We start from the raw sequence: 18,457 nt of genomic DNA, 5'->3' as shown, positions 1-18,457 counted from the left end.
ACAAAACCGGAGACAACCATGACGTTCCCCACCGCCGTCAAGATCGTCGAAGTCGGCCCGCGCGACGGGCTGCAGAACGAGAAGACCTTCGTACCGACCGACGTGAAGATCGCGCTCGTCGACCGGCTGTCGCGCGCCGGCTTCCGCAACGTCGAGGCCGCGTCGTTCGTCTCGCCGAAATGGGTGCCGCAGATGGCCGACGGCGCCGACGTGATGGCCGGCATCGAGCGCCGCGCGGGCACCGTGTACTCGGTGCTCACGCCGAACCTGAAGGGCTTCGAGAATGCGGTCGCGGCACGGGCCGACGAAGTCGTGATCTTCGGCGCGGCGAGCGAGGCGTTCTCGCAGCGGAACATCAACTGCAGCATCGCCGAGAGCATCGCGCGCTTCGAGCCGGTCGCGAAGGCCGCGAAGGACGCGGGCCTGCGGCTGCGCGGCAGCGTGTCGTGCACGCTCGGCTGCCCGTACCAGGGCGAGGTGCCGGTCGCGTCGGTCGTCGACGTCGTCGAACGGTTCGCCGCGCTCGGCTGCGACGAGATCGACATCGCCGACACGATCGGCGTCGGCACGCCGAAGCGCACGCGCGAAGTGCTCGCGGCCGTCACGCGCGTGTTCCCGCGCGAACGCCTGTCGGGCCACTTCCACGATACCTACGGCCAGGCGCTCGCGAACATCTACGCGGCGCTGTTCGAAGGGATCGAGATCTTCCACGCGTCGGTCGCGGGCCTCGGCGGCTGCCCGTACGCGAAGGGCGCGACCGGCAACGTCGCGACCGAGGACGTGCTGTACCTGATGCAGGGCCTCGGCATCGAGACCGGCATCGATCTCGCGCAGGTCGTCGCCGCAGGCGATTTCATCTCGAACGCGATCGGCCGCGCGAACGTGTCGCGCGCCGGTCGTGCACTGCTTGCCAAGGCGCAGAGCGCGGCCGACGCCGCGAACTGCGTCTGATCACCTCGTTCCACGGATTCCCCGACATGACGACACCCGCTTCATTCGATTCCCTCCCCGATTCCGCGCGACGCGTCGCGCTGCTGCTGCGCGAGCGCGGCCATGCGAAAGGCATCGTGATGCTCGCCGAAACCGGCAAGACCTCGGCCGAGGCCGCGGCCGGGCTCGGCTGCTCGGTCGCGCAGATCGCGAAGTCGATCCTGTTTCGCCGGCAGGCCGACGGCGCACCCGTGCTGGTGATCGCGAGCGGCGTCAACCGCGTGGATGAAAAGAAGGTCGCCGCGCAGGTCGGCCCGGTCGGCCGTGCGGACGCGAAATTCGTGCGTGACAACACCGGCTATGCGATCGGCGGCGTCTGTCCGATCGGCCATCTGGTCGAACCGGTCACGCTGATCGACGCCGACCTGCTCGCGCTCGACAGCCTGTGGGCCGCCGCCGGCCATCCGCACGCAGTGTTCAACCTGTCGCCGCACGAGCTCGTGTCGCTGACCGGCGCGCCGGTCGCGGACGTCGCGTTGCGGGAGTCCGCATGAGCGACGTGACGATGCCGGTCGCCACGGTCGCGTCGCCGTGCACCGACGTCTGCCGGATCGATCCGCGCACCGACTGGTGCGCGGGCTGCCTGCGCACGCGCGGAGAGATCAAGGGATGGCGTGAGTCGGACGACGACGCGAGGCGCGCGCTGCTCGCGCGGCTCGACGCGCGGCGGCGCCTGATCGCGGGCAGCGAGACATAAAAAAAAGCCGTTCAACCTCACGGGCGAACGGCATCGAGATCGGAATCCTGTGAACGTGATCAACGTCACAGCCCGCATCATACGAGCGACGCGACCGCATCGCATCGGGTGTTTCCCTACAACTTCTTACAGCGCTTTTCACGGCTGCGCGCGACGGCCGCGTGACGTCATTTCGTGCGCAACCGTCGTTCCCGATACGCGCCCTCGACGGGCCGTCGCGTCACCGCGCAACGGCGTCGAATCGTCTGACCGTTTCAGTTACCGACCGCCGCGCGACGCGTGGGCACGATCCTCCAGCCGAGGTTCACACCGGCCGCCGCGAGCAGGATCAGCAGCGCGCCGAATACCTGCGTCCACGCAAGCGTCTGCCCGAACGCGACGCGATCGACGACGATCGCGACGACCGGATAGACGAACGACAGCGCGCCCGTCATCGCGGTCGGCAGCTTCTGGATCGCGCCGTACAGCAGCACGTACATCAGCCCCGTGTTGACGATGCCGAGCACGATCAGGTCGAGCCATTGCCCGGCCGTCGCCGGCAACGCGTCGAAGTGCGCGAACGGTGCGAGCAGCACGATGCCGAGGCCGACCTGTAGCAGTGCGAGCAGATGCGGCGGCGTGCCCTTCAGGTGCTTCGTGATGATCGACGAGATCGCATACAGGAATGCCGCGCCGAGCGACAGCGCGACGCCTTCCAGATATTCGCCGGGCACCGCGAGCACGGCCGGCTCGACGCGCACCACGAACACCAGCCCGGCGAACGCGAGCGCGAGCCACGCGAGCGTCGACGCGGTGATCCGCTCGCGGAACACGATGGCCCCGAGCGCGACGAGCATGAACGGCTGGGTGTTGTAGACGGCGGTCGCCATCGAGATCGACGCGCGCGAATAGGCGGCGAACAGCAGCAGCCAGTTCGCGACGATCGCGAGGCTGCCGAGCGTCACGAGCGCGAGCATCCGCGGCGAGAACAGCGAGCGGCGCAGGAAGCCGAACACCGCGCAGACGATCGCGAGCGTCGCGGCGCCGAATATGCAGCGGAAGAACACGACATTGGTCAGCGGCTGCTGCGACGACATCACGAGCCAGCCGATCGTGCCGGACATCAGCATCGCGACGATCATCTCGGCGGCGCCGCGGCGAATTTCATTCGAGGCCATCATGAACTCCGTTGAAAAAGCGGGGATGAGTTCGATTCTAGAAACTTGCTTTCGCCACAACCATGACTAAACTGAAGTGAATCCGCCAATTCACCTTCGAAAGCAAAGCGATCATGCCGAAACGCCTTTCCCCGCCCGCCGTCACGTCGCTCGACGCGACCGACCGCGCGATCGTCGCCGCGCTGGCCGACGACGCGCGCCTCGCGACCAGCGAACTCGCCCGGCAGATCGGACTGTCGGCGCCCGCGACCGCCGACCGCGTGCGGCGGCTCGAGGCGCAAGGCGTGATCGCAGCATTCACCGTCGAGCTCGATCCGCGCGCGCTCGGCTACACGCTGCAGGCGATCGTCCGCGTGAAGCCGCTGCCGGGTCAGTTGCATCTGGTCGAGGAGTTGCTGCGGCGGATTCCCGAGTTCGTCGAATGCGACAAGGTCACCGGCGACGACTGCTTCATCTGCCGGCTCTACCTGCGCACGATCGAGCATCTCGACGACATCCTGTCGAAGGTGACGGAGCGCGCGGAGACGAGCACCGCGATCGTGAAATCGACGCCCGTGCCGCGCCGCCTGCCGCCGCTCGTCGAGGACGACCCCGCCCATCGCTGAGCCGCGACGGCCGGCGTACATCGCCGAGCCGCGGGCGGCACGCGCCGCCCGCGCGCCCGCACCGTCATGCCGCCGCGTCGCGCGCCTCGAAGAACGCGAGCAGTTCGTCGATCAGCGCGGCGGGCGCCTCTTCCGGAATGTAGTGCCCGCAATCGAGCGCGCGGCCGCTGACGTCGCGCGCGACGCGCCGCCATTCGTCGAGCGGATCGAAGCAACGGCCGACGACGCCGTGCTCGCCCCACAGCACGCGCAGCGGACACGCGACCTTGTTGCCGCGTTCGAGATCCGCACGGTCGTGCTCGAGATCGATCGTCGCGGACGCGCGGTAGTCCTCGCACATCGCATGCACGGCGCCCGGCTGCGCGAGCGCCGCCCGGTACGCGTCGAGCGCCTCCGGCGCGAACGGCGCCAGCCCGGCCGACCGGTTGCCCATCACGCGCTCGATGTACGCATCGGTGTGCGCGCCCACCAGCGTCTCGGGCAGCGGCTCGGGCTGAATCAGGAAGAACCAGTGGAAATACGCGGTCGCGAACGCGCGATCGGTTTTCTCGTACATCGCGAGCGTCGGCGCGATGTCGAGCAGCATCATCCGCTCGACGGCGTCCGCGTGATCGAGCGCGAGCCGGTGCGCGACCCGCGCGCCGCGATCGTGCGCGCACACGTGGAACTGCTCGAAGCCGAAATGCCGCATCACGGCGACCTGGTCCGCCGCCATCGCCCGTTTCGAATACGGCGTGTGCCGCGCGTCGCTCGGCGGCCGGCCCGATGCGCCGTAGCCGCGCAGGTCGGTGGCGATCACCGTGAAGTGATTCGCGAGCGTCGCCGCAACGCGATGCCAGATCATGTGGGTCTGCGGATGGCCGTGCAGCAACAGCAGCGGCGGACCCGTGCCTCCTTTGACACCGAAAATGTCGGTGTCCTGCACCGTCACGCGAAACGGTGCAAACGCCTCAAACGACATGGTTTGTTTCTCGTTGGTTTGTTATGGCGGCTATTTTAGGAGCGACGACGCGTCTTCACAGCGGGCCAAGCACCCGAAACCGTAGAAAGAGAACACTCACTCGATTGCCGGCACACCGCGCAGTTTGTTAAGCTCGCGTAGAATCGCACGACCGTTCGTATTAATATGAACGAACGCGTTGCGCCGCTACACTCAATACACTCGAATCACCGTCCGACCGCAACGCCCCCCCCGGAGACTGGAGACATCACATGGCATTGCCCACCGTCCTGCAGAACCTGACGCTCCCCGTCATCGCGTCGCCGATGTTCATCGTCAGCTACCCCGAACTCGTGCTCGCGCAATGCAAGGCGGGCATCGTCGGTTCGTTCCCCGCGCTCAACGCGCGCCCGGCCGAACTGCTCGACGCGTGGCTCACGCAGATCCAGTCGGAACTCGCCGACCACAAGGCAAAACATCCCGAGGCGGTGATCGGCCCGATCGCGGTCAACCAGATCGTCCATCAATCGAACGCGCGGCTCGAACACGACGTGCGCGTGTGCGTCGAGCACAAGGTGCCGATCTTCATCACGAGCCTGCGCGCACCGGCGCGCGAGATCGTCGACGCGGTGCACAGCTACGGCGGCATCGTGCTGCACGACGTGATCAACCTGCGGCACGCGCAGAAGGCGCTCGAAGCGGGCGTCGACGGGCTGATCCTCGTCGCGGCCGGCGCCGGCGGCCACGCGGGCACGACGTCGCCGTTCGCGCTGGTCGGCGAAGTCCGCAAGATCTTCGACGGCCCGATCGTGCTGTCCGGCTCGATCGCGAACGGCGGCTCGATCCTCGCCGCGCAGGCGATGGGCGCCGACTTCGCGTACATGGGCACGCGTTTCATCGCGACGCAGGAAGCGCACGCGATCGACGACTACAAGCACGCGATCCTGAACGCGAAATCGTCGGACATCATCTACACGAACCTCTTCACCGGCGTGCACGGCAACTACATCCGCGAGAGCATCGAGAAGGCCGGCCTCGATCCGGACGCGCTGCCGGAATCCGACAAGACCAAGATGAATTTCGGCAGCGACAAGACCAAGGCGTGGAAGGACATCTGGGGTGCCGGCCAGGGCGTCGGCCTGATGGACGACCTGCCGAGCGTAGGTGCGCTCGTCGAGCGGCTCAAGCGCGAGTACGACGACGCGAAGGCGCGGCTCGGCATCCCGCGCTGACGGAGGCGGCGGCCGGCGCGGTCGCCATCGACGCGAGATCGTCGAACCAAACAAAAAAGCGCGAACCGTTGCGGTTCGCGCTTTTTTATTGCCCCGCCGCGGCAGACGGGCCGACGCTTTGGCTCAGACCGCGCGCTTCATCCGCGTGATCGGCAGCACACGCAGCCGCGATTCGATCGACGGGCACAGCGACTGCCCTTCGAAACGCGCGGCCAGGAAATCGACGAACGAGCGCACCTTCGCGGACACGTGGCGACGGCTCGCGTACACCGCATAGATCGGCGCCTCGTGCGGCGGCACGGAATCGAGCAGCACCGGCACGAGCCGGCCCGATTCGATGTCGTCGCCGACCACTTCGGTGCCGAGCAGCGCGATACCCGCGCCGGCGAGCACGGCCGCGCGCAGCCCTTCGAGATGGTTCACGATCAGGTTGCCGTTCAGGCTCACGCGCGACGCGGCGGCCGCGTCGATCACGAGCGAATCGAGCATCGTCGAATTCGAATCGCGCCGCAGGTAGTTGTGGTTCGCGAGATCGGCGATCGTCTGCGGCGTGCCGTGTTTCTCGAGATACTCGGGCGACGCGACCAGCAGGATGTGCGCGGTCGCGATCTGCCGCGCGACCAGCGACGACGATTTCAATCCGTTCGGCGCCGCGCGCACCGCGACGTCGTAGCCTTCCTCGATCAGATCGACCACGCGATCGGACAGCGTCATGTCGACGGTCACGTCCGGGAACCGGCCCGCGTAATCGGTGACGGCCTGCATCACGTGCCGCAGCCCGAACGCGGACAGCGACGTCACGCGCAACCGGCCCTGCGGCACTACGCTCGCGGCGCCGACGGCCTGGCCGGCTTCGTCGAGTTCGGACAGCGCCTGCACGAGGCGCTCATAGTATTCGCGTCCCGCCTCGGTCGGCGCGACGCGTCGTGTCGTGCGATGCAGCAGCCGCGCGCCGAGCTGCTGCTCGAGGTGCATCACGTGCTTGCTCGCCATCGCCGCCGACATCTGCATGCGCTCCGCCGCGCCGACGAAGCTGCCCACTTCGACGACGTAGCGAAACACATTCATGCTGACGAGGGTATCCATCGAACTAGCTCGCAATCCCGGGGGAATCAACCAATTACGAGATAGGGTAACAAAGGCGAGGAAACAGAAAGGTCAAGAAAGGCAAAACGGCGCCGCGGGTGACGGCGCCGTTTTGGGTAGCAATGACGGACGAAAACATGCAGCCAAAACGCGCGATTGACGCGCGCGTCCGGCGCACCGATCGCGCGTGCGCGTCAGAACTTCGCGCGGATGCCTGCGCCGAACGTGTTGCCGGTCGACAGGCCGCTGATGTGGTCGTTCATGTAGGCCGCGTAGACGTCGGTGCGCTTGGACAGCGGATAGTCGTAGCCGACGGCCCACGTCTGGCGCGTCTGGTCGAGGCCGCCCGCGTCGCGCGAATACGCATACGACGCCATCGCGTTGCCCACGCCGATCGGCACCGACACGCCGCCCTGCGCGGTGTTGACGTGCCAGCTGCCCGCGACCTGGTCGTTCTTCGTATACATGTACTGGCCGAACAGCTTCACGAGCTTCAGGTCGTAGGTCGCGCCGACCAGCGCGATGCCCTGGCTCTTCATGCCGGTCACGAGCGCGCTCAGATCCTGCGGGCCGTTGTTGAAGTTCACGTACTGATACACGGCGGTCGCCGCGAACGGGCCGTTCGCGTAGTTGAACTGCGCGCTCCACTTCTTCGAACGGTTGTCGCCGGCCTGGTTGCCGAGTGCGTACATCGCGCCGAAATTCAGGCCACCGAACGAAGGCGACGTATAACCCACCGCGTTGTTCCAGCCCGAATCGCCGACCGCGCCCTGGTCGCTCGGATAGGTCGGGAACGTGCCGAGGCCGAGGAACACGTGATACACCATCGGCGAGAAGGTGTACGAGTCGTAGAACGGGTTGAACAGGATCGTCGACAGGAACAGGTGCGTCGTCAGGCGGCCCGCCGTCACCGTGCCGTACGGCGAGCTGATGCCGACGTACGCGTTGCGCGCGAAGAACGTGTCGCCCTGGAAGCGGCCGTACTGGCCGTTCTGCGCACGGAAGAAGCTCTCCAGCGTGAAGATCGCCTTGTAGCCGTCGCCGAGATCCTCTGCGCCGTGCAGGCCCCAGTACGACGTCGACATGCCGCCGCCCGACACGTTCCACGCACGATCGCCGCCGGGGAACTTGGTGGCGCCGACCCATTCGTCAACCTGCCCGTAGAGCGAAACGCTCGATTGCGCATGGACGGGTGCGGCGGCCGCCACGCAGGCGGCCGCGGCGATCAGCTTGACGGACGTGCGCGACGCACGGCGAGCGAATGCTTTCATGGGATCTCCAGGTTTTGTCGGATAGTCGATAAGTGGCGCGAGCGTTGTTGTTTGGAGCCGAGTGCTTGCGTCGTATGGGGCGCAGCCATCTTTACGGATCATTCGTCCGGTCAAAATTGCGCACACTTATTGCGGGTATAGCGCCGGCATTAACTTCGCGGAATGTATCCATGGCCGGACGCACGGCAGCGGCCCGGCGCAAGCGCGGTCGCGCGGGCGGGCGGCGGCGTGGCATACGCGTACCGGGCGCGAAAGATAGCGCAATGCGGTCGGAAAATCAGCGGAAATCTGCGCGCGACTGTGGCGAATTCGCATCAGCCGGCCAGGGGACGAGCGCCGAGGCGCTCAGTTTCGGTAGAACGGGGAGAAAGAAGGCGAGTGTGCAGGCTCTTCCTGCGAGCGGGGCGGCGGCATCGGGCGTCCGCCGCGCTCCTCGTTGTAGCGGGCGACGTCGGCGCGGATCGAACCGGCCCGCAGCGGAACGTTGCCGCCGCCCGGCGGGCGCGGCATCTGGCGGACTTCGGCGCTGATCGGCCGATACGGGCTTTGCGCGGCGTAATGGCCGTACGACGGCGTCGGGCGCAGCCCCCAGCGGGAGCCCGAGCCGCTCACGCCGCCGGGACGCACGCCGGCAGGCGGCGCAGCACGGCGCCAGATGGGACCCGGGCCGGGGCCGCCGGCCTGCTGGCCGTACGCGCGCATGTCGCCGCCGCCGAAGCCGTGGCCGCCGAACCCGTGACCGCCATGGGGCGGCTGGGCGAGCGCGAGCGGCATCAGCAGCGCGCCGAGCACGCCTGCCACCCATCGTCCGATCTTCCGTTTCACCCGTTCCGTCATCGTTCCGTGCCCATCGACGCCCGCCGTCGGTTCCTTTCGGCCGACCCAAGGCTTTCAGCAGTAATTTATGGGCGGGGGGAAAGAGTGTCGAGCCAAAAAGTGTTATGTCGCCGGCATCGGTGTAACACCATGTTACTGCTAGGTTTTTTCGCTTCGGCGGGCGGTCGCGACAGAACATTCTTCTGCCGTTTGGAGTGCGGCCGGGCAACGGCGGCCGCCGCCGCCTCATGCAATCGGTTCATCAATCGATTCGCACAATGAATTTGTGTAGTGAATCGCCAACCGGGACAATAACGCCATCCGCGCGCGCGACGCGCGCCTTCGCCATTTCCGAATCGAGTTCCCGATGGCCCGTCCCCGTTTTCTGCCCGACAACTTCACGCTCGCGCTCGTCGGCACCGTCGTGCTCGCGAGCCTGCTGCCCTGCCGCGGCCCGGCCGCCCATGCGTTCAACTGGGCGACCAACCTCGCCGTCGGCCTGCTGTTCTTCCTGCACGGCGCCAAACTGTCGCGCGAAGCCGTCGTTGCCGGCGCGACGCACTGGCGGCTGCACGCGGTCGTGCTGCTCAGCACGTTCGCGCTGTTTCCGCTGCTCGGCCTCGCGCTGAAACCCGTGCTGCAGCCGCTCGTCACGCCGACGCTGTATGCAGGCGTGCTGTTCCTGTGCACGCTGCCGTCGACGGTCCAGTCGTCGATCGCGTTCACGTCGATCGCCAAGGGCAACGTGCCGGCCGCCGTGTGCGCGGCCTCCGCGTCGAGCCTGCTCGGGATCTTCGTCACGCCGGCGCTCGTCGGGCTGATGATCACGTCGCAGTCGGCCGCCGCGGCGTCGCCGTGGAGCACCGTCGGCAGCATCGTGATGCAGCTGCTCGTGCCGTTCATCGCCGGCCAGTTGCTGCGACCCGTGATCGGCGGCTGGATCGACCGCAATCGCGGCGTGCTGCGCTTCGTCGACCAGGGCTCGATCCTGCTGGTCGTCTACGTCGCGTTCAGCGAGGCCGTCAACGAAGGGCTGTGGCACCAGATTCCGCCGCGCGCGCTCGGCGGCCTGCTCGTCGTCAACCTCGTGCTGCTCGCGATCGCGCTGCTGCTGACCGCGTTCGTCAGCAAGCGGCTCGGCTTCAACCGCGCGGACCAGATCACGATCATCTTCTGCGGCTCGAAGAAGAGCCTCGCGGCCGGCGTGCCGATGGCGAAGGTGATCTTCTCGGCGAACGCGGTCGGCGCGATCGTGCTGCCGCTGATGTTGTTCCACCAGATCCAGCTGATGGCGTGCGCGGCGCTCGCGCAGCGCTGGGGCGCACGCGACACGAGCGGCGAGCACGACGAAAGCGACGCGGCAGCCGCGTCGGGTGCGCTGAGCACGGGCAAGCGCTGACGCGTCGGGGGGCAGGAGGGCCGCCGGTGGCGGCCTTCCGCCTCCCGCCTTCCGCACCCGGCCCTCCGCCTTTCACACGCAGCTTCCCGTCCGCCCCTTCGCACCACGCGCCCGCGCGGGCCCGGCGCGATGCACCGGCAACGCCCCCTCGTGTCACGAAATCTTCATTCAATTCTCCGCGAGCGGTGCCGTTAAGCCGGGCGTCCCGTCGATTCGGCTGCCCTCACCCATGCCCGCGCTCCCCTCCGATTCCGCTGTCGCCCGCACTACGCGCCTGATCGCGGAACGCGCGCTCGCCGCCGTGTTCCAGCCGATCGTCGACCTCGGGTCGGGGACGGTCATCGGTTACGAAGGGCTGATCCGCGGCCCGCGCGGCACCGAACTCGAGCCGCCCGCCGCGCTGTTCGCGCAGGCCGCGCGCGACGGCGAAACCATCGCGCTCGAACGGGCCGCCGCGCTCACCTGCCTCGACGCGTTCGCGGCGCTCGGCTGCGACGGCAAGCTGTTCCTCAATTTCAGCGCGGGCACCATCCTCACGCTCGCCAGCGAACGCGAGCGCGCACGTCAATTCCTCGGCCGCGCGCGGATCGGCGCCGAGCGCATCGTGATCGAGCTCACCGAGCAGAACGCGATTCCCGATCTCGCGGACATCGGGCCGGCGGTCGCATCGTTGCGCGACGCCGGCATCCAGTTCGCGCTCGACGACTACGGCACCGCGAACGCCAGCATGAACCTGTGGCTGCGCCTGCATCCGGACGTCGTGAAGATCGACCGCTTCTTCATCCACGACATCGCGCGCGATCCGCTCAAGTTCGAAGCCGTGAAAGCGATGCAGCACTTCGCGCAGGCGAGCGGCGCGAAGCTGATCGCGGAAGGCATCGAGAACGAATGCGACCTGATCGTCGTGCGCGACATGGGCATCTGCTGCGTGCAGGGCTTCCTGCTCGGCCGGCCGAACGCGCAGCCGTCGCGGGTGGTCGCGCCGGCCGCGCGCGACGCGATCCGCGCGCCGCACATCGCGGTGTTTCCCGGCGTGACGCGCGCGGTGCGGCCGGCCGGCACGATCGCCGGGAAGATGCTCGTGCCCGCCCCGGCGCTGCCGCGCGACGCGACCAGCAACGACGTGCTCGAGCTGTTCAACCGGATGCCCGACCTGCACGCGGTCGCGCTCGTGGAACGCGGGCGGCCGGTCGCGCTCGTGAATCGGCGCGGCTTCATCGACCGCTTCGCGCTGCCGTATCACCGCGAGGTGTTCGGCAAGAAACCGTGCCTGCAGTTCGCGAACGACGCGCCGCTGATGATCGACAACGCGACCACCTTCGAGCAGCTCGCGATGCTGCTCGCGAGCCACGACCAGCGCTATCTCGCCGACGGCTTCGTGATCACCGAGCACGGCCGCTATGTCGGGCTCGGCACCGGCGAGAGCCTGGTACGCGCGGTGACCGAGATGCGCATCGAGGCCGCGCGCTACGCGAATCCGCTGACCTTCCTGCCCGGCAACATCCCGATCAGCGCGCACATCGACCGCCTGCTCCAGCGCGACGCCGGCTTTCACGCGTGCTACGTCGACCTGAACCAGTTCAAGCCGTTCAACGACCAGTACGGCTACTGGCAGGGCGACGAAGTGCTGAAGTTCGCCGCGACGGTGCTGGCCGGCGTGTGCGATCCGCAACGCGACTTTCTCGGCCACGTCGGCGGCGACGATTTCCTCGTGCTGTTCCAGCGCGACGACTGGCGCGAGCGCGCCGCCGACGCGATCGCGCGCTTCAACGACGGCGCGCAACTCTTCTACACGCAGGTCGACCGGCAGGCGGGCGGGCTGCGCGGCGAGGACCGCCACGGCAATCCGGCGTTCTTCGGCTTCGTGACGATGGCGATCGGCGCGGTCGGCGTGCCGGCCGGCGCGCACGGCGCGAAACGCTACGGCAGCGACGAGATCGCGTCGGTCGCGGCGCTCGCGAAGCGGCGGGCGAAGCAGCAGCCGGACGGGCTCGCGGTCGTCGATCTCGATGCCGGCCGCGCCGCGCTGCGCGATCGCGGCGAACCGCCGGCCGTGGCGGTGGCGGGGGCGGGCTGAACGGCGCGCTAGTCGCCGGGGATGCACGGAACACGGAAGCACCTGCGCATCGTGCGACGGGGCCGATGCGAGGCGGCGCAAGATTCGGCCGTTGCGCAACGGCACGTCGTCGTCACGCGCGCAGGCCAAGGGCGCCGCGCCCTCATGCTCGCCCCTGCCCCGCAGCCGCGCTGTTGCCTTTCCGGCGGGCGCCATCCGCCCCGCCAGACACCCGCACCCCCACCTTGCCTTTTTCGCGTTTTGTTTAGTATTTTTAGTAACGGCGTTTTCGCAGATTAGCGCTTAAAAACCCGTTATTCGCGGGTATTCCCCGGTTATCCGGCCCGAATTCCGCCATCCGTTTTACTATACAATCGCTTTCAACCTAAACAAACCGGACCCCGAACGATGGGTACGACCATTCGCGATGTGGCGCGGGCGGCAGAGGTCTCGATCGGCACCGTCTCCCGCGCGCTGAAAAACCAGCCCGGCCTGTCCGAAGCCACGCGTGCGCGCATCGTCGGGATCGCCCAGCAGCTCGGCTACGATCCCGCCCAGTTGCGGCCGCGCATCCGCCGGCTCACCTTCCTGCTGCACCGCCAGCACAACCGCTTTCCCGCGAGCCCGTTCTTCTCGCACGTGCTGCACGGCGTGGAGGACGCGTGCCGCGAGCGCGGCATCGTGCCGACGCTGCTCACGGTCGGCCCGAACGACGACGTGCTGCGCCAGATGCGCCCGCACGCGCCCGACGCGATCGCGGTCGCCGGCTTCATCGAGCCCGAGACGATCGAGGCGCTCGCCGCCACCGGCCGGCCGCTCGTGCTGATCGACCTGTGGGCGCCCGGGCTGCGCTCGGTCAACATCGACAACGCGACGGGCGCGGCGCTCGCGATGCGCCATCTGCTCGCCACCGGCCGCTCGCGGATCGCCTTCATCGGCGGCTCGGCCGCGCACTACAGCATCGCGCAGCGCGCGATCGGCTACCGGCGCGCGTTCTTCGAAGCCGGGCGGCTGTTCGATCCCGCGTACGAAGTGACGATCGACGCGGGGCTCGACCCGGACACGGGCGCCGCGCGTGCGATGGAGCAACTGCTCGACGCGCCCGGCCCGCGGCCCGAAGCCGTGTTCGCATACAACGACGCGGCCGCGCTGGCCGCGCAGCGCGTATGCATCGCGCGCGGCCTGCGGATTCCGGACGACATCGCGATCGTCGGCTTCGACGACATCCCGGCCGCCGCGCACGCGAACCCGCCGCTCACGACGCTCGCGGTCGACAAGGAAGCGCTCGGCCGCCGCGGCGTCGAGCTGCTGCTCGCCGACGCGCCCGAGCGCACCGAGATTTCCCTGCCCGTCGAGCTGATCGTGCGGGCCAGCAGCCAGCCCGCCGGCTCCCCGGCACTCGATACCGTAACGGCCACCGAATCATGAACATGCCCCCGGTCCAACCCTGCACGGCCGCGCCGGCCGCCCACACGCCCGCCGTACCGTTCGTCGCGAGCTTCCGCGATCCGTCGTTCCTGCTGTCGCACATCGAAGACACGCTGCGCTTCTACGCGACCAACGCATTCGACCCGACGGGCGGCTTCTACCATTACTTCCGCGACGACGGCAGCATCTACAACCGCACGTCGCGCCACCTCGTCAGCACCTGCCGGTTCGTCTTCAACTACGCGATGGCGTACCGCCACTTCGGCGATCCGCGCCACCTGGACTACGCGCGCCACGGGCTGCGCTTCCTGCGCGACGCGCACTGGGACGACGCGCTGCAGGGCTACGACTGGGAGCTCGACTGGCGCGACGGCGGCAAGCGCGCGACGCTCGACGGCACGCGCCACTGCTACGGGCTCGCGTTCGTGCTGCTCGCGGCCGCGCACGCGACGATGGCCGGCATCGACGAAGCGCGCCCGCTGATCGCGGCCACCTACGAGCTCGCCGAGCACCGCTTCTGGGATGCGGCCGCGGGCCTGTATGCGGACGACGCGACGCCGAACTGGATCGTGTCGTCGTATCGCGGCCAGAACGCGAACATGCACATGACGGAAGCGCTGCTCGCCGCCTACGAGGCGACCGGCCACCTCACGTACCTCGATCGCGCGGAAAAGCTCGCCTCGCACATCACGCAGCGCCAGGCCGCGCTGTCGGGCGGCCTCGTGTGGGAGCACTACCATGCGGACTGGTCGGTCGACTGGGACTACAACAAGGAAGACAGCTCGAACATCTTCCGGCCGTGGGGCTTCCAGCCCGGGCACCAGACCGAATGGGCGAAGCTGCTGCTGATCCTCGAGCGGCACCGCCCGCTCGACTGGCTCGCGCCGCGCGCGGCCGAGCTGTTCGACGCGGCGCTCACGCACGCGTGGGACGCCGATCACGGCGGCCTCTGCTACGGCTTCGGCCCCGACTTCACGATCTGCGACCACAACAAGTATTTCTGGGTGCAGGCGGAAACCTTCGCGGCGGCCGCGATGCTCGGCGCGCGCACCGGCAGCGAACGCTTCTGGGACTGGTACGACGAGATCTGGCGCTACAGCTGGGCGCATTTCGTCGATCACCGCTACGGCGCGTGGTACCGGATCCTCACCTGCGACAACCGCAAGTACAGCGACGAGAAGAGCCCGGCCGGCAAGACCGACTATCACACGATGGGCGCCTGCTACGACGTGCTCGCGACCCTCGCGCGCACGCAACGCAGCGAGCCGACGCAATGAGCGGCGGCACGTTTCCGGCTTTCGTGTCGGCGGGCGACATCCTGACCGACATGGTGCGCGCGGGCGACGCGCAGTGGACGTCGGTGCCAGGCGGCGCCGGCTGGAACGTCGCGCGCGCCGTCGCCCGGCTCGGCGTGCCGAGCGCGCTCGCCGGCTCGATCGGCGAAGACTGCTTCTCCGACGTGCTGTGGCACACGAGCGAAGCGGCCGGCCTCGACCTGCGCTTCCTGCAACGGGCCCCGCGGCCGCCGCTGCTCGCGATCGTCCACGAGACGCGCCCGCCCGCGTACTTCTTCATCGGCGAAGCGAGCGCGGATCTCGCGTTCGACCCGGCGCGTCTGCCGGCCGGCTGGACCGAGCACGTGCAATGGGCGCATTTCGGCTGCATCAGCCTCGTGCGCGAGCCGCTCGCGGGCACGCTGGCCGCGCTCGCGGCCGATTTGCACGCGCGCGGCGTGAAGATCAGCTTCGATCCGAACGTGCGGAACCTGATGACGGCCGCGTACCGGCCAACGCTGGAGAAGATGGCCGCCCTAGCCGACCTGATCAAGGTGTCCGACGAAGACCTGCGGCACCTGTTCGGCGGCGACGGCCCCGACGCGATCACGGCCGTGCGCGCGCTGAACCCGCGGGCGGCGGTGCTCGTCACGCGCGGCGCGCAGACGGCGACGCTCTACGCGGACGGCGACGTGCACGAAGCCAGCCCGCCGCGCGTGGAGGTGGCCGACACCGTCGGCGCGGGCGACGCGTCGATCGGCGGCCTGTTGTTCAGCCTGATGGCCGCGCCGCAGCGCGGCTGGCGCGAGCATCTCGCGTTCGCGGTGGCGGCCGGCGCCGCCGCGTGCCGGCACACGGGCGCGCACGCGCCGACGCTCGACGAGGTCGTCGCGCTGCTCGAAGGATGAAGGGACGTTGAAGGAACGACGCCGGCAGTACGGTGGCCGATCGCCGATCGGTCACCGATAAGCGGCGCTGTACATGTTGCGCCGCAGTGCTACGATGAAGTGTCCTTTTCGCGGGAGAGCACGATGGACACGAACACGTTCACCAAAGGCATCTATACGGCCAAGGCGCATACGCACCGCGCGGACAACGGCGAGTTTCAGGGCTACGTGATCCTCGCGCGGGACGACGGCGACGAGACGGAGAACATGCGCTACGACGTTCACACGACGAGTTCGAGCGAGGAAGAAGCGTTCGAGGAAGCGAAGGCGCTTGCGCACCGGATCCTCGGCGAAATCGAGCTGTAACGCGCGAGCTGTAACGCGCGAACTGTCATGCGCGCGCCGCGGCCCGGCCGCGCCGTCTTCGGCTCAGAGCAGCCGCGCCACCATCGAGAGCAGCATCGTCAGCACCAGCGTCGACATGAACGGGAACGGGTAGCGCCGCCCGCCCAGCGTCAGCGTGACGTCGCCCGGCATCCGCCCGATGCCGAGCTTGCCGAGCCACGGCCAGCAGCGCGTCAGGATCATCACCGCGATGAACGTCGTCAATAGCCAGCGGAGCATGTGCGTTCCATATGGAAACAGGCCCTGGCCCGTCAGAGCGCGTGCGAGCGGTCGCCGCGCGCGAACGCGTCGAGCGTGCCGTCGATCCCGCGCGAAAACGCGATCACCTTGAACAGCTCGCCCATCTCGGCTTCCGAGATCAGCTTCTGCACCGCGTTCGCGGCCGGCAGGAACGCGCGGATGTCGGACGGGTCGATCGCGGCCAGCGCGTCGGTGATGCCCGCGTTCAACAGGAAGCGCGCCTGCGACGTGTAGCCGAGCAAGTCGACGCCGGTGGCGACCGCCGCCTCATAGATGCCGGTGAATTCGACGTGCGCGGTGAGGTCCTGCAGGCCCGGGTAGACGAACGGATCGTCGTGCGCGTGGTGACGGTAGTGGCACATCAGCGTGCCGCGGTCGCGCTGCGGATGGTAGTACTCGTGCGCGGGAAAACCGTAGTCGATGAGCAGCACCGCGCCGCGGCCGAGCATCGTACAGACGGTGCGCGTGAACGCGAGCGCGGCCTCGTGCGTTTCGGTCACGTAGCCGTCGCCGACGTCCAGCGCCGCGAGCACCGCCGGCAGGCCGGCCGCGCCGACCGGCCGGTCGTCGAACACGAACGCGTGCCGCGCGTCGAGCGCGACGCCGCGCTCGCGCCACGCGCCATCCGCCTTCGCGAAGAGGCGCACCGGCATCGCGTCGAGCACCTCGTTGCCGACCACGACGCCGTCGAACCGCTCGGGCAGCGCGTCGAGCCAGCGCACCTTCGCGGCCAGCGCCGGCACCGCGGCTTCGATCGTGTCGCGCTGCCGTTCGCGCAACTCGCCGGACAGGTCGACGATCAGGTATTCGTCGAGTTCGGCGCCGAGCGCGTCGAGCGCCGCGAGCAGCCCGGCCGCGAGCTTGCCGGTGCCGGCGCCGAATTCCATCACGCGGCGCGTGCCGCTCGCCGCGAGCGCCTCGGCCACCGGTTGCGCGAGCGTCTGCGCGAACAGCGGCGACAGCTCGGGCGCGGTGATGAAGTCGCTGCCGTCGTCGGCGCGGCGCCCGAACTTGCGCGCGCCGCCGCTGTAATAGCCGAGGCCCGGCGCATACAGCGCGCGTTCCATGAAGCGGTCGAACGACAGCCAGCCGCCGGCCGCCGCGATCTCGTCGCGCAGTTGCGCGGCGAGGGTTTCGGACTGCGCGAGCGCGTCAGGGCCGGGAGCAGGTAGACTAGCGGGTTCGTGAGCTTTCGGGTTCATCCCGGCATTGTAAATGACCGTTTCAGCCGATACGTCGACCCCACGCGTGGTGCTCGTCACGGGCGCCCTGGGCAGCGCGGCCGACGCCGCGTCGATCGGCCGTGCGCTCGCGACGGGTTTCGCCCGCCGCGGCTGGGACGTCGCGCTGCAGCGCAGCCACGGCGCGCCGCGCGCGGCCGCCGACGCACTCGTCGCCGAAGTCGCGGCGCTGGGCCGCCGCGCGGCCGTGCTCGACGCCGATCCGGCCCTGGAAGCCGATGCCGCGGCCCTCGTCGCCGCGTGCGGCGAAGCGCTCGGCCGGCCCGCGTGCGCGGTGTTCGTCAGCGCCAGCGCCGGCGCCGACGACGCGCACACGGTGGACGGCGCGTCGCTCGCCGCCGCGCTCGCCCGCAACGTGACGGCGCCGCTCGCGCTGGCCCGCGCGCTCGCCGATGCGACGCCCGATGCCGCACGCGACGACGAAACGCTGCGCGCGTGCGCGATCCACGTGCTGGATCAGGCCCTGTTTCACCCGGCACCGGCGCAGCTGTCGCACGCGCTGATGCAGGCCGCGTTGAACCGCGCGACGTCGGCGCTCGCGCTGGCGCTCGCACCGAAGGTGCGGGTCGCGGCGCTCGTGCGCGGCCACGCGCCGCACGCGGACGACATCGCGGCGGCCGCCTGCTATCTCGCGAGCGCGCCCGGCGTGACGGGCGCGACGCTGACCGTCGACGGCGGCGAGCACCTGGTGCCGCCCGCCGCCGGCCCGAATGAATGAACCGCGCGGGTGCGG

At 68.9% G+C, this 18,457-nt stretch carries 19 protein-coding genes; 12 read left to right on the top strand and 7 right to left on the bottom strand.

Annotation, left to right across the window (positions count from 1 at the left end):
• Positions 1-18 precede the first annotated feature (18 nt).
• From BLS50_RS09690 to BLS50_RS09680, 3 genes are read left to right on the top strand one after another with little or no spacing between them, the layout of a single operon-like run.
• The gene (locus BLS50_RS09690) at positions 19-951 is read left to right on the top strand and encodes a hydroxymethylglutaryl-CoA lyase (RefSeq protein ID WP_012329350.1); all 933 of its coding nucleotides are present in this window, start codon (positions 19-21) and stop codon (positions 949-951) included.
• 26 nt (positions 952-977) lie between these two features.
• Positions 978-1,484 (top strand): YbaK/EbsC family protein, encoded by a 507-nt coding sequence (locus BLS50_RS09685; protein WP_023477734.1) that lies wholly within the window; start codon positions 978-980, stop codon positions 1,482-1,484.
• Positions 1,481-1,687, top strand: a complete 207-nt coding sequence (locus tag BLS50_RS09680; RefSeq protein WP_006477621.1) for a DUF1289 domain-containing protein — start codon at positions 1,481-1,483, stop codon at positions 1,685-1,687. The genes BLS50_RS09685 and BLS50_RS09680 overlap by 4 nt, the downstream gene beginning before the upstream one ends.
• 254 nt (positions 1,688-1,941) lie before the next feature.
• Here the strand turns inward: BLS50_RS09680 and BLS50_RS09675 are convergent, their stop codons facing one another.
• Positions 1,942-2,844, bottom strand: a complete 903-nt coding sequence (locus BLS50_RS09675) for a DMT family transporter (RefSeq protein ID WP_074802103.1) — start codon at positions 2,842-2,844, stop codon at positions 1,942-1,944.
• Positions 2,845-2,957: 113 nt separating this feature from the next.
• Between BLS50_RS09675 and BLS50_RS09670 the strand changes: the two genes are divergently transcribed.
• Positions 2,958-3,449, top strand: a complete 492-nt coding sequence (locus tag BLS50_RS09670; RefSeq protein WP_074802102.1) for an Lrp/AsnC family transcriptional regulator — start codon at positions 2,958-2,960, stop codon at positions 3,447-3,449.
• A gap of 64 nt (positions 3,450-3,513) precedes the next feature.
• Here BLS50_RS09670 and BLS50_RS09665 read toward each other — a convergent pair whose 3' ends face one another.
• Positions 3,514-4,410, bottom strand: a complete 897-nt coding sequence (locus BLS50_RS09665) for an alpha/beta fold hydrolase (protein WP_011546367.1) — start codon at positions 4,408-4,410, stop codon at positions 3,514-3,516.
• A gap of 251 nt (positions 4,411-4,661) precedes the next feature.
• Here BLS50_RS09665 and BLS50_RS09660 point away from each other — a divergent pair, with 251 nt between their 5' ends.
• Positions 4,662-5,621 (top strand): NAD(P)H-dependent flavin oxidoreductase, encoded by a 960-nt coding sequence (locus BLS50_RS09660; protein WP_012329354.1) that lies wholly within the window; start codon positions 4,662-4,664, stop codon positions 5,619-5,621.
• Positions 5,622-5,744: 123 nt separating this feature from the next.
• Here BLS50_RS09660 and BLS50_RS09655 read toward each other — a convergent pair whose 3' ends face one another.
• From BLS50_RS09655 to BLS50_RS09645, 3 genes are all read right to left on the bottom strand, one after another.
• Positions 5,745-6,707 carry a LysR family transcriptional regulator gene (locus tag BLS50_RS09655; protein WP_006477616.1) on the bottom strand — a complete coding sequence of 321 codons (963 nt, stop codon included), beginning with the start codon at positions 6,705-6,707 and terminating at the stop codon, positions 5,745-5,747.
• Between the two features lie 194 nt (positions 6,708-6,901).
• Positions 6,902-7,978, bottom strand: coding sequence for a porin (locus BLS50_RS09650; RefSeq protein ID WP_011546370.1), 1,077 nt, complete (start codon positions 7,976-7,978; stop codon positions 6,902-6,904).
• Between the two features lie 345 nt (positions 7,979-8,323).
• Positions 8,324-8,815, bottom strand: a complete 492-nt coding sequence (locus BLS50_RS09645) for a peptide-binding protein (protein WP_074802100.1) — start codon at positions 8,813-8,815, stop codon at positions 8,324-8,326.
• 346 nt (positions 8,816-9,161) lie between these two features.
• Between BLS50_RS09645 and BLS50_RS09640 the strand changes: the two genes are divergently transcribed.
• The 6 genes from BLS50_RS09640 to BLS50_RS09610 all read left to right on the top strand — a co-directional run bounded on the left by BLS50_RS09640 (position 9,162) and on the right by BLS50_RS09610 (position 16,204).
• Positions 9,162-10,193: a bile acid:sodium symporter family protein gene (locus BLS50_RS09640; RefSeq protein WP_074802099.1), complete on the top strand. Its 1,032-nt coding sequence runs from the start codon at positions 9,162-9,164 to the stop codon at positions 10,191-10,193.
• A gap of 229 nt (positions 10,194-10,422) precedes the next feature.
• Positions 10,423-12,270 (top strand): EAL domain-containing protein, encoded by a 1,848-nt coding sequence (locus tag BLS50_RS09635; RefSeq protein ID WP_027809705.1) that lies wholly within the window; start codon positions 10,423-10,425, stop codon positions 12,268-12,270.
• A 387-nt stretch (positions 12,271-12,657) separates the two neighbouring features.
• Positions 12,658-13,677 (top strand): LacI family DNA-binding transcriptional regulator, encoded by a 1,020-nt coding sequence (locus tag BLS50_RS09625; RefSeq protein WP_011546374.1) that lies wholly within the window; start codon positions 12,658-12,660, stop codon positions 13,675-13,677.
• Positions 13,674-14,954 (top strand): AGE family epimerase/isomerase, encoded by a 1,281-nt coding sequence (locus BLS50_RS09620; protein WP_011694428.1) that lies wholly within the window; start codon positions 13,674-13,676, stop codon positions 14,952-14,954. The genes BLS50_RS09625 and BLS50_RS09620 overlap by 4 nt, the downstream gene beginning before the upstream one ends.
• Complete coding sequence (locus BLS50_RS09615) at positions 14,951-15,859, top strand: carbohydrate kinase family protein (RefSeq protein ID WP_074802097.1); 909 nt, start codon at positions 14,951-14,953, stop codon at positions 15,857-15,859. The genes BLS50_RS09620 and BLS50_RS09615 overlap by 4 nt, the downstream gene beginning before the upstream one ends.
• 123 nt (positions 15,860-15,982) lie before the next feature.
• A complete protein-coding gene (locus tag BLS50_RS09610; RefSeq protein ID WP_006484657.1) occupies positions 15,983-16,204 on the top strand; it encodes a hypothetical protein in 222 nt (73 codons plus the stop codon).
• A gap of 63 nt (positions 16,205-16,267) precedes the next feature.
• Here BLS50_RS09610 and BLS50_RS09605 read toward each other — a convergent pair whose 3' ends face one another.
• Both BLS50_RS09605 and BLS50_RS09600 read right to left on the bottom strand, forming a co-directional pair.
• The gene (locus BLS50_RS09605) at positions 16,268-16,462 is read right to left on the bottom strand and encodes a DUF2905 domain-containing protein (protein ID WP_006477606.1); all 195 of its coding nucleotides are present in this window, start codon (positions 16,460-16,462) and stop codon (positions 16,268-16,270) included.
• A gap of 32 nt (positions 16,463-16,494) precedes the next feature.
• Positions 16,495-17,685 (bottom strand): class I SAM-dependent methyltransferase, encoded by a 1,191-nt coding sequence (locus tag BLS50_RS09600; RefSeq protein WP_074802094.1) that lies wholly within the window; start codon positions 17,683-17,685, stop codon positions 16,495-16,497.
• Between the two features lie 13 nt (positions 17,686-17,698).
• Here BLS50_RS09600 and BLS50_RS09595 point away from each other — a divergent pair, with 13 nt between their 5' ends.
• Complete coding sequence (locus BLS50_RS09595) at positions 17,699-18,442, top strand: SDR family oxidoreductase (RefSeq protein ID WP_053525185.1); 744 nt, start codon at positions 17,699-17,701, stop codon at positions 18,440-18,442.
• Positions 18,443-18,457: the final 15 nt, after the last annotated feature.

The sequence above is a fragment of the Burkholderia orbicola genome (assembly GCF_900100915.1).
Classification (GTDB): Bacteria; Pseudomonadota; Gammaproteobacteria; order Burkholderiales; family Burkholderiaceae; genus Burkholderia; species Burkholderia orbicola.
Note: the sequence above shows the minus strand (reverse complement) of the source record. Positions and strands in the feature narration are given on the sequence as shown.

Bases quoted from the DNA above. Each gene is read 5' to 3' on its own strand.
- BLS50_RS09690 (WP_012329350.1), top strand. From the start codon at position 19: ATGACGTTCCCCACCGCCGTCAAGATCGTCGAAGTCGGCCCGCGCGAC.
- BLS50_RS09685 (WP_023477734.1), top strand. From the start codon at position 978: ATGACGACACCCGCTTCATTCGATTCCCTCCCCGATTCCGCGCGACGC.
- BLS50_RS09680 (WP_006477621.1), top strand. From the start codon at position 1,481: ATGAGCGACGTGACGATGCCGGTCGCCACGGTCGCGTCGCCGTGCACC.
- BLS50_RS09675 (WP_074802103.1), bottom strand. From the start codon at position 2,844: ATGGCCTCGAATGAAATTCGCCGCGGCGCCGCCGAGATGATCGTCGCG.
- BLS50_RS09670 (WP_074802102.1), top strand. From the start codon at position 2,958: ATGCCGAAACGCCTTTCCCCGCCCGCCGTCACGTCGCTCGACGCGACC.
- BLS50_RS09665 (WP_011546367.1), bottom strand. From the start codon at position 4,410: ATGTCGTTTGAGGCGTTTGCACCGTTTCGCGTGACGGTGCAGGACACC.
- BLS50_RS09660 (WP_012329354.1), top strand. From the start codon at position 4,662: ATGGCATTGCCCACCGTCCTGCAGAACCTGACGCTCCCCGTCATCGCG.
- BLS50_RS09655 (WP_006477616.1), bottom strand. From the start codon at position 6,707: ATGGATACCCTCGTCAGCATGAATGTGTTTCGCTACGTCGTCGAAGTG.
- BLS50_RS09650 (WP_011546370.1), bottom strand. From the start codon at position 7,978: ATGAAAGCATTCGCTCGCCGTGCGTCGCGCACGTCCGTCAAGCTGATC.
- BLS50_RS09645 (WP_074802100.1), bottom strand. From the start codon at position 8,815: ATGACGGAACGGGTGAAACGGAAGATCGGACGATGGGTGGCAGGCGTG.
- BLS50_RS09640 (WP_074802099.1), top strand. From the start codon at position 9,162: ATGGCCCGTCCCCGTTTTCTGCCCGACAACTTCACGCTCGCGCTCGTC.
- BLS50_RS09635 (WP_027809705.1), top strand. From the start codon at position 10,423: ATGCCCGCGCTCCCCTCCGATTCCGCTGTCGCCCGCACTACGCGCCTG.
- BLS50_RS09625 (WP_011546374.1), top strand. From the start codon at position 12,658: ATGGGTACGACCATTCGCGATGTGGCGCGGGCGGCAGAGGTCTCGATC.
- BLS50_RS09620 (WP_011694428.1), top strand. From the start codon at position 13,674: ATGAACATGCCCCCGGTCCAACCCTGCACGGCCGCGCCGGCCGCCCAC.
- BLS50_RS09615 (WP_074802097.1), top strand. From the start codon at position 14,951: ATGAGCGGCGGCACGTTTCCGGCTTTCGTGTCGGCGGGCGACATCCTG.
- BLS50_RS09610 (WP_006484657.1), top strand. From the start codon at position 15,983: ATGGACACGAACACGTTCACCAAAGGCATCTATACGGCCAAGGCGCAT.
- BLS50_RS09605 (WP_006477606.1), bottom strand. From the start codon at position 16,462: ATGCTCCGCTGGCTATTGACGACGTTCATCGCGGTGATGATCCTGACG.
- BLS50_RS09600 (WP_074802094.1), bottom strand. From the start codon at position 17,685: ATGAACCCGAAAGCTCACGAACCCGCTAGTCTACCTGCTCCCGGCCCT.
- BLS50_RS09595 (WP_053525185.1), top strand. From the start codon at position 17,699: ATGACCGTTTCAGCCGATACGTCGACCCCACGCGTGGTGCTCGTCACG.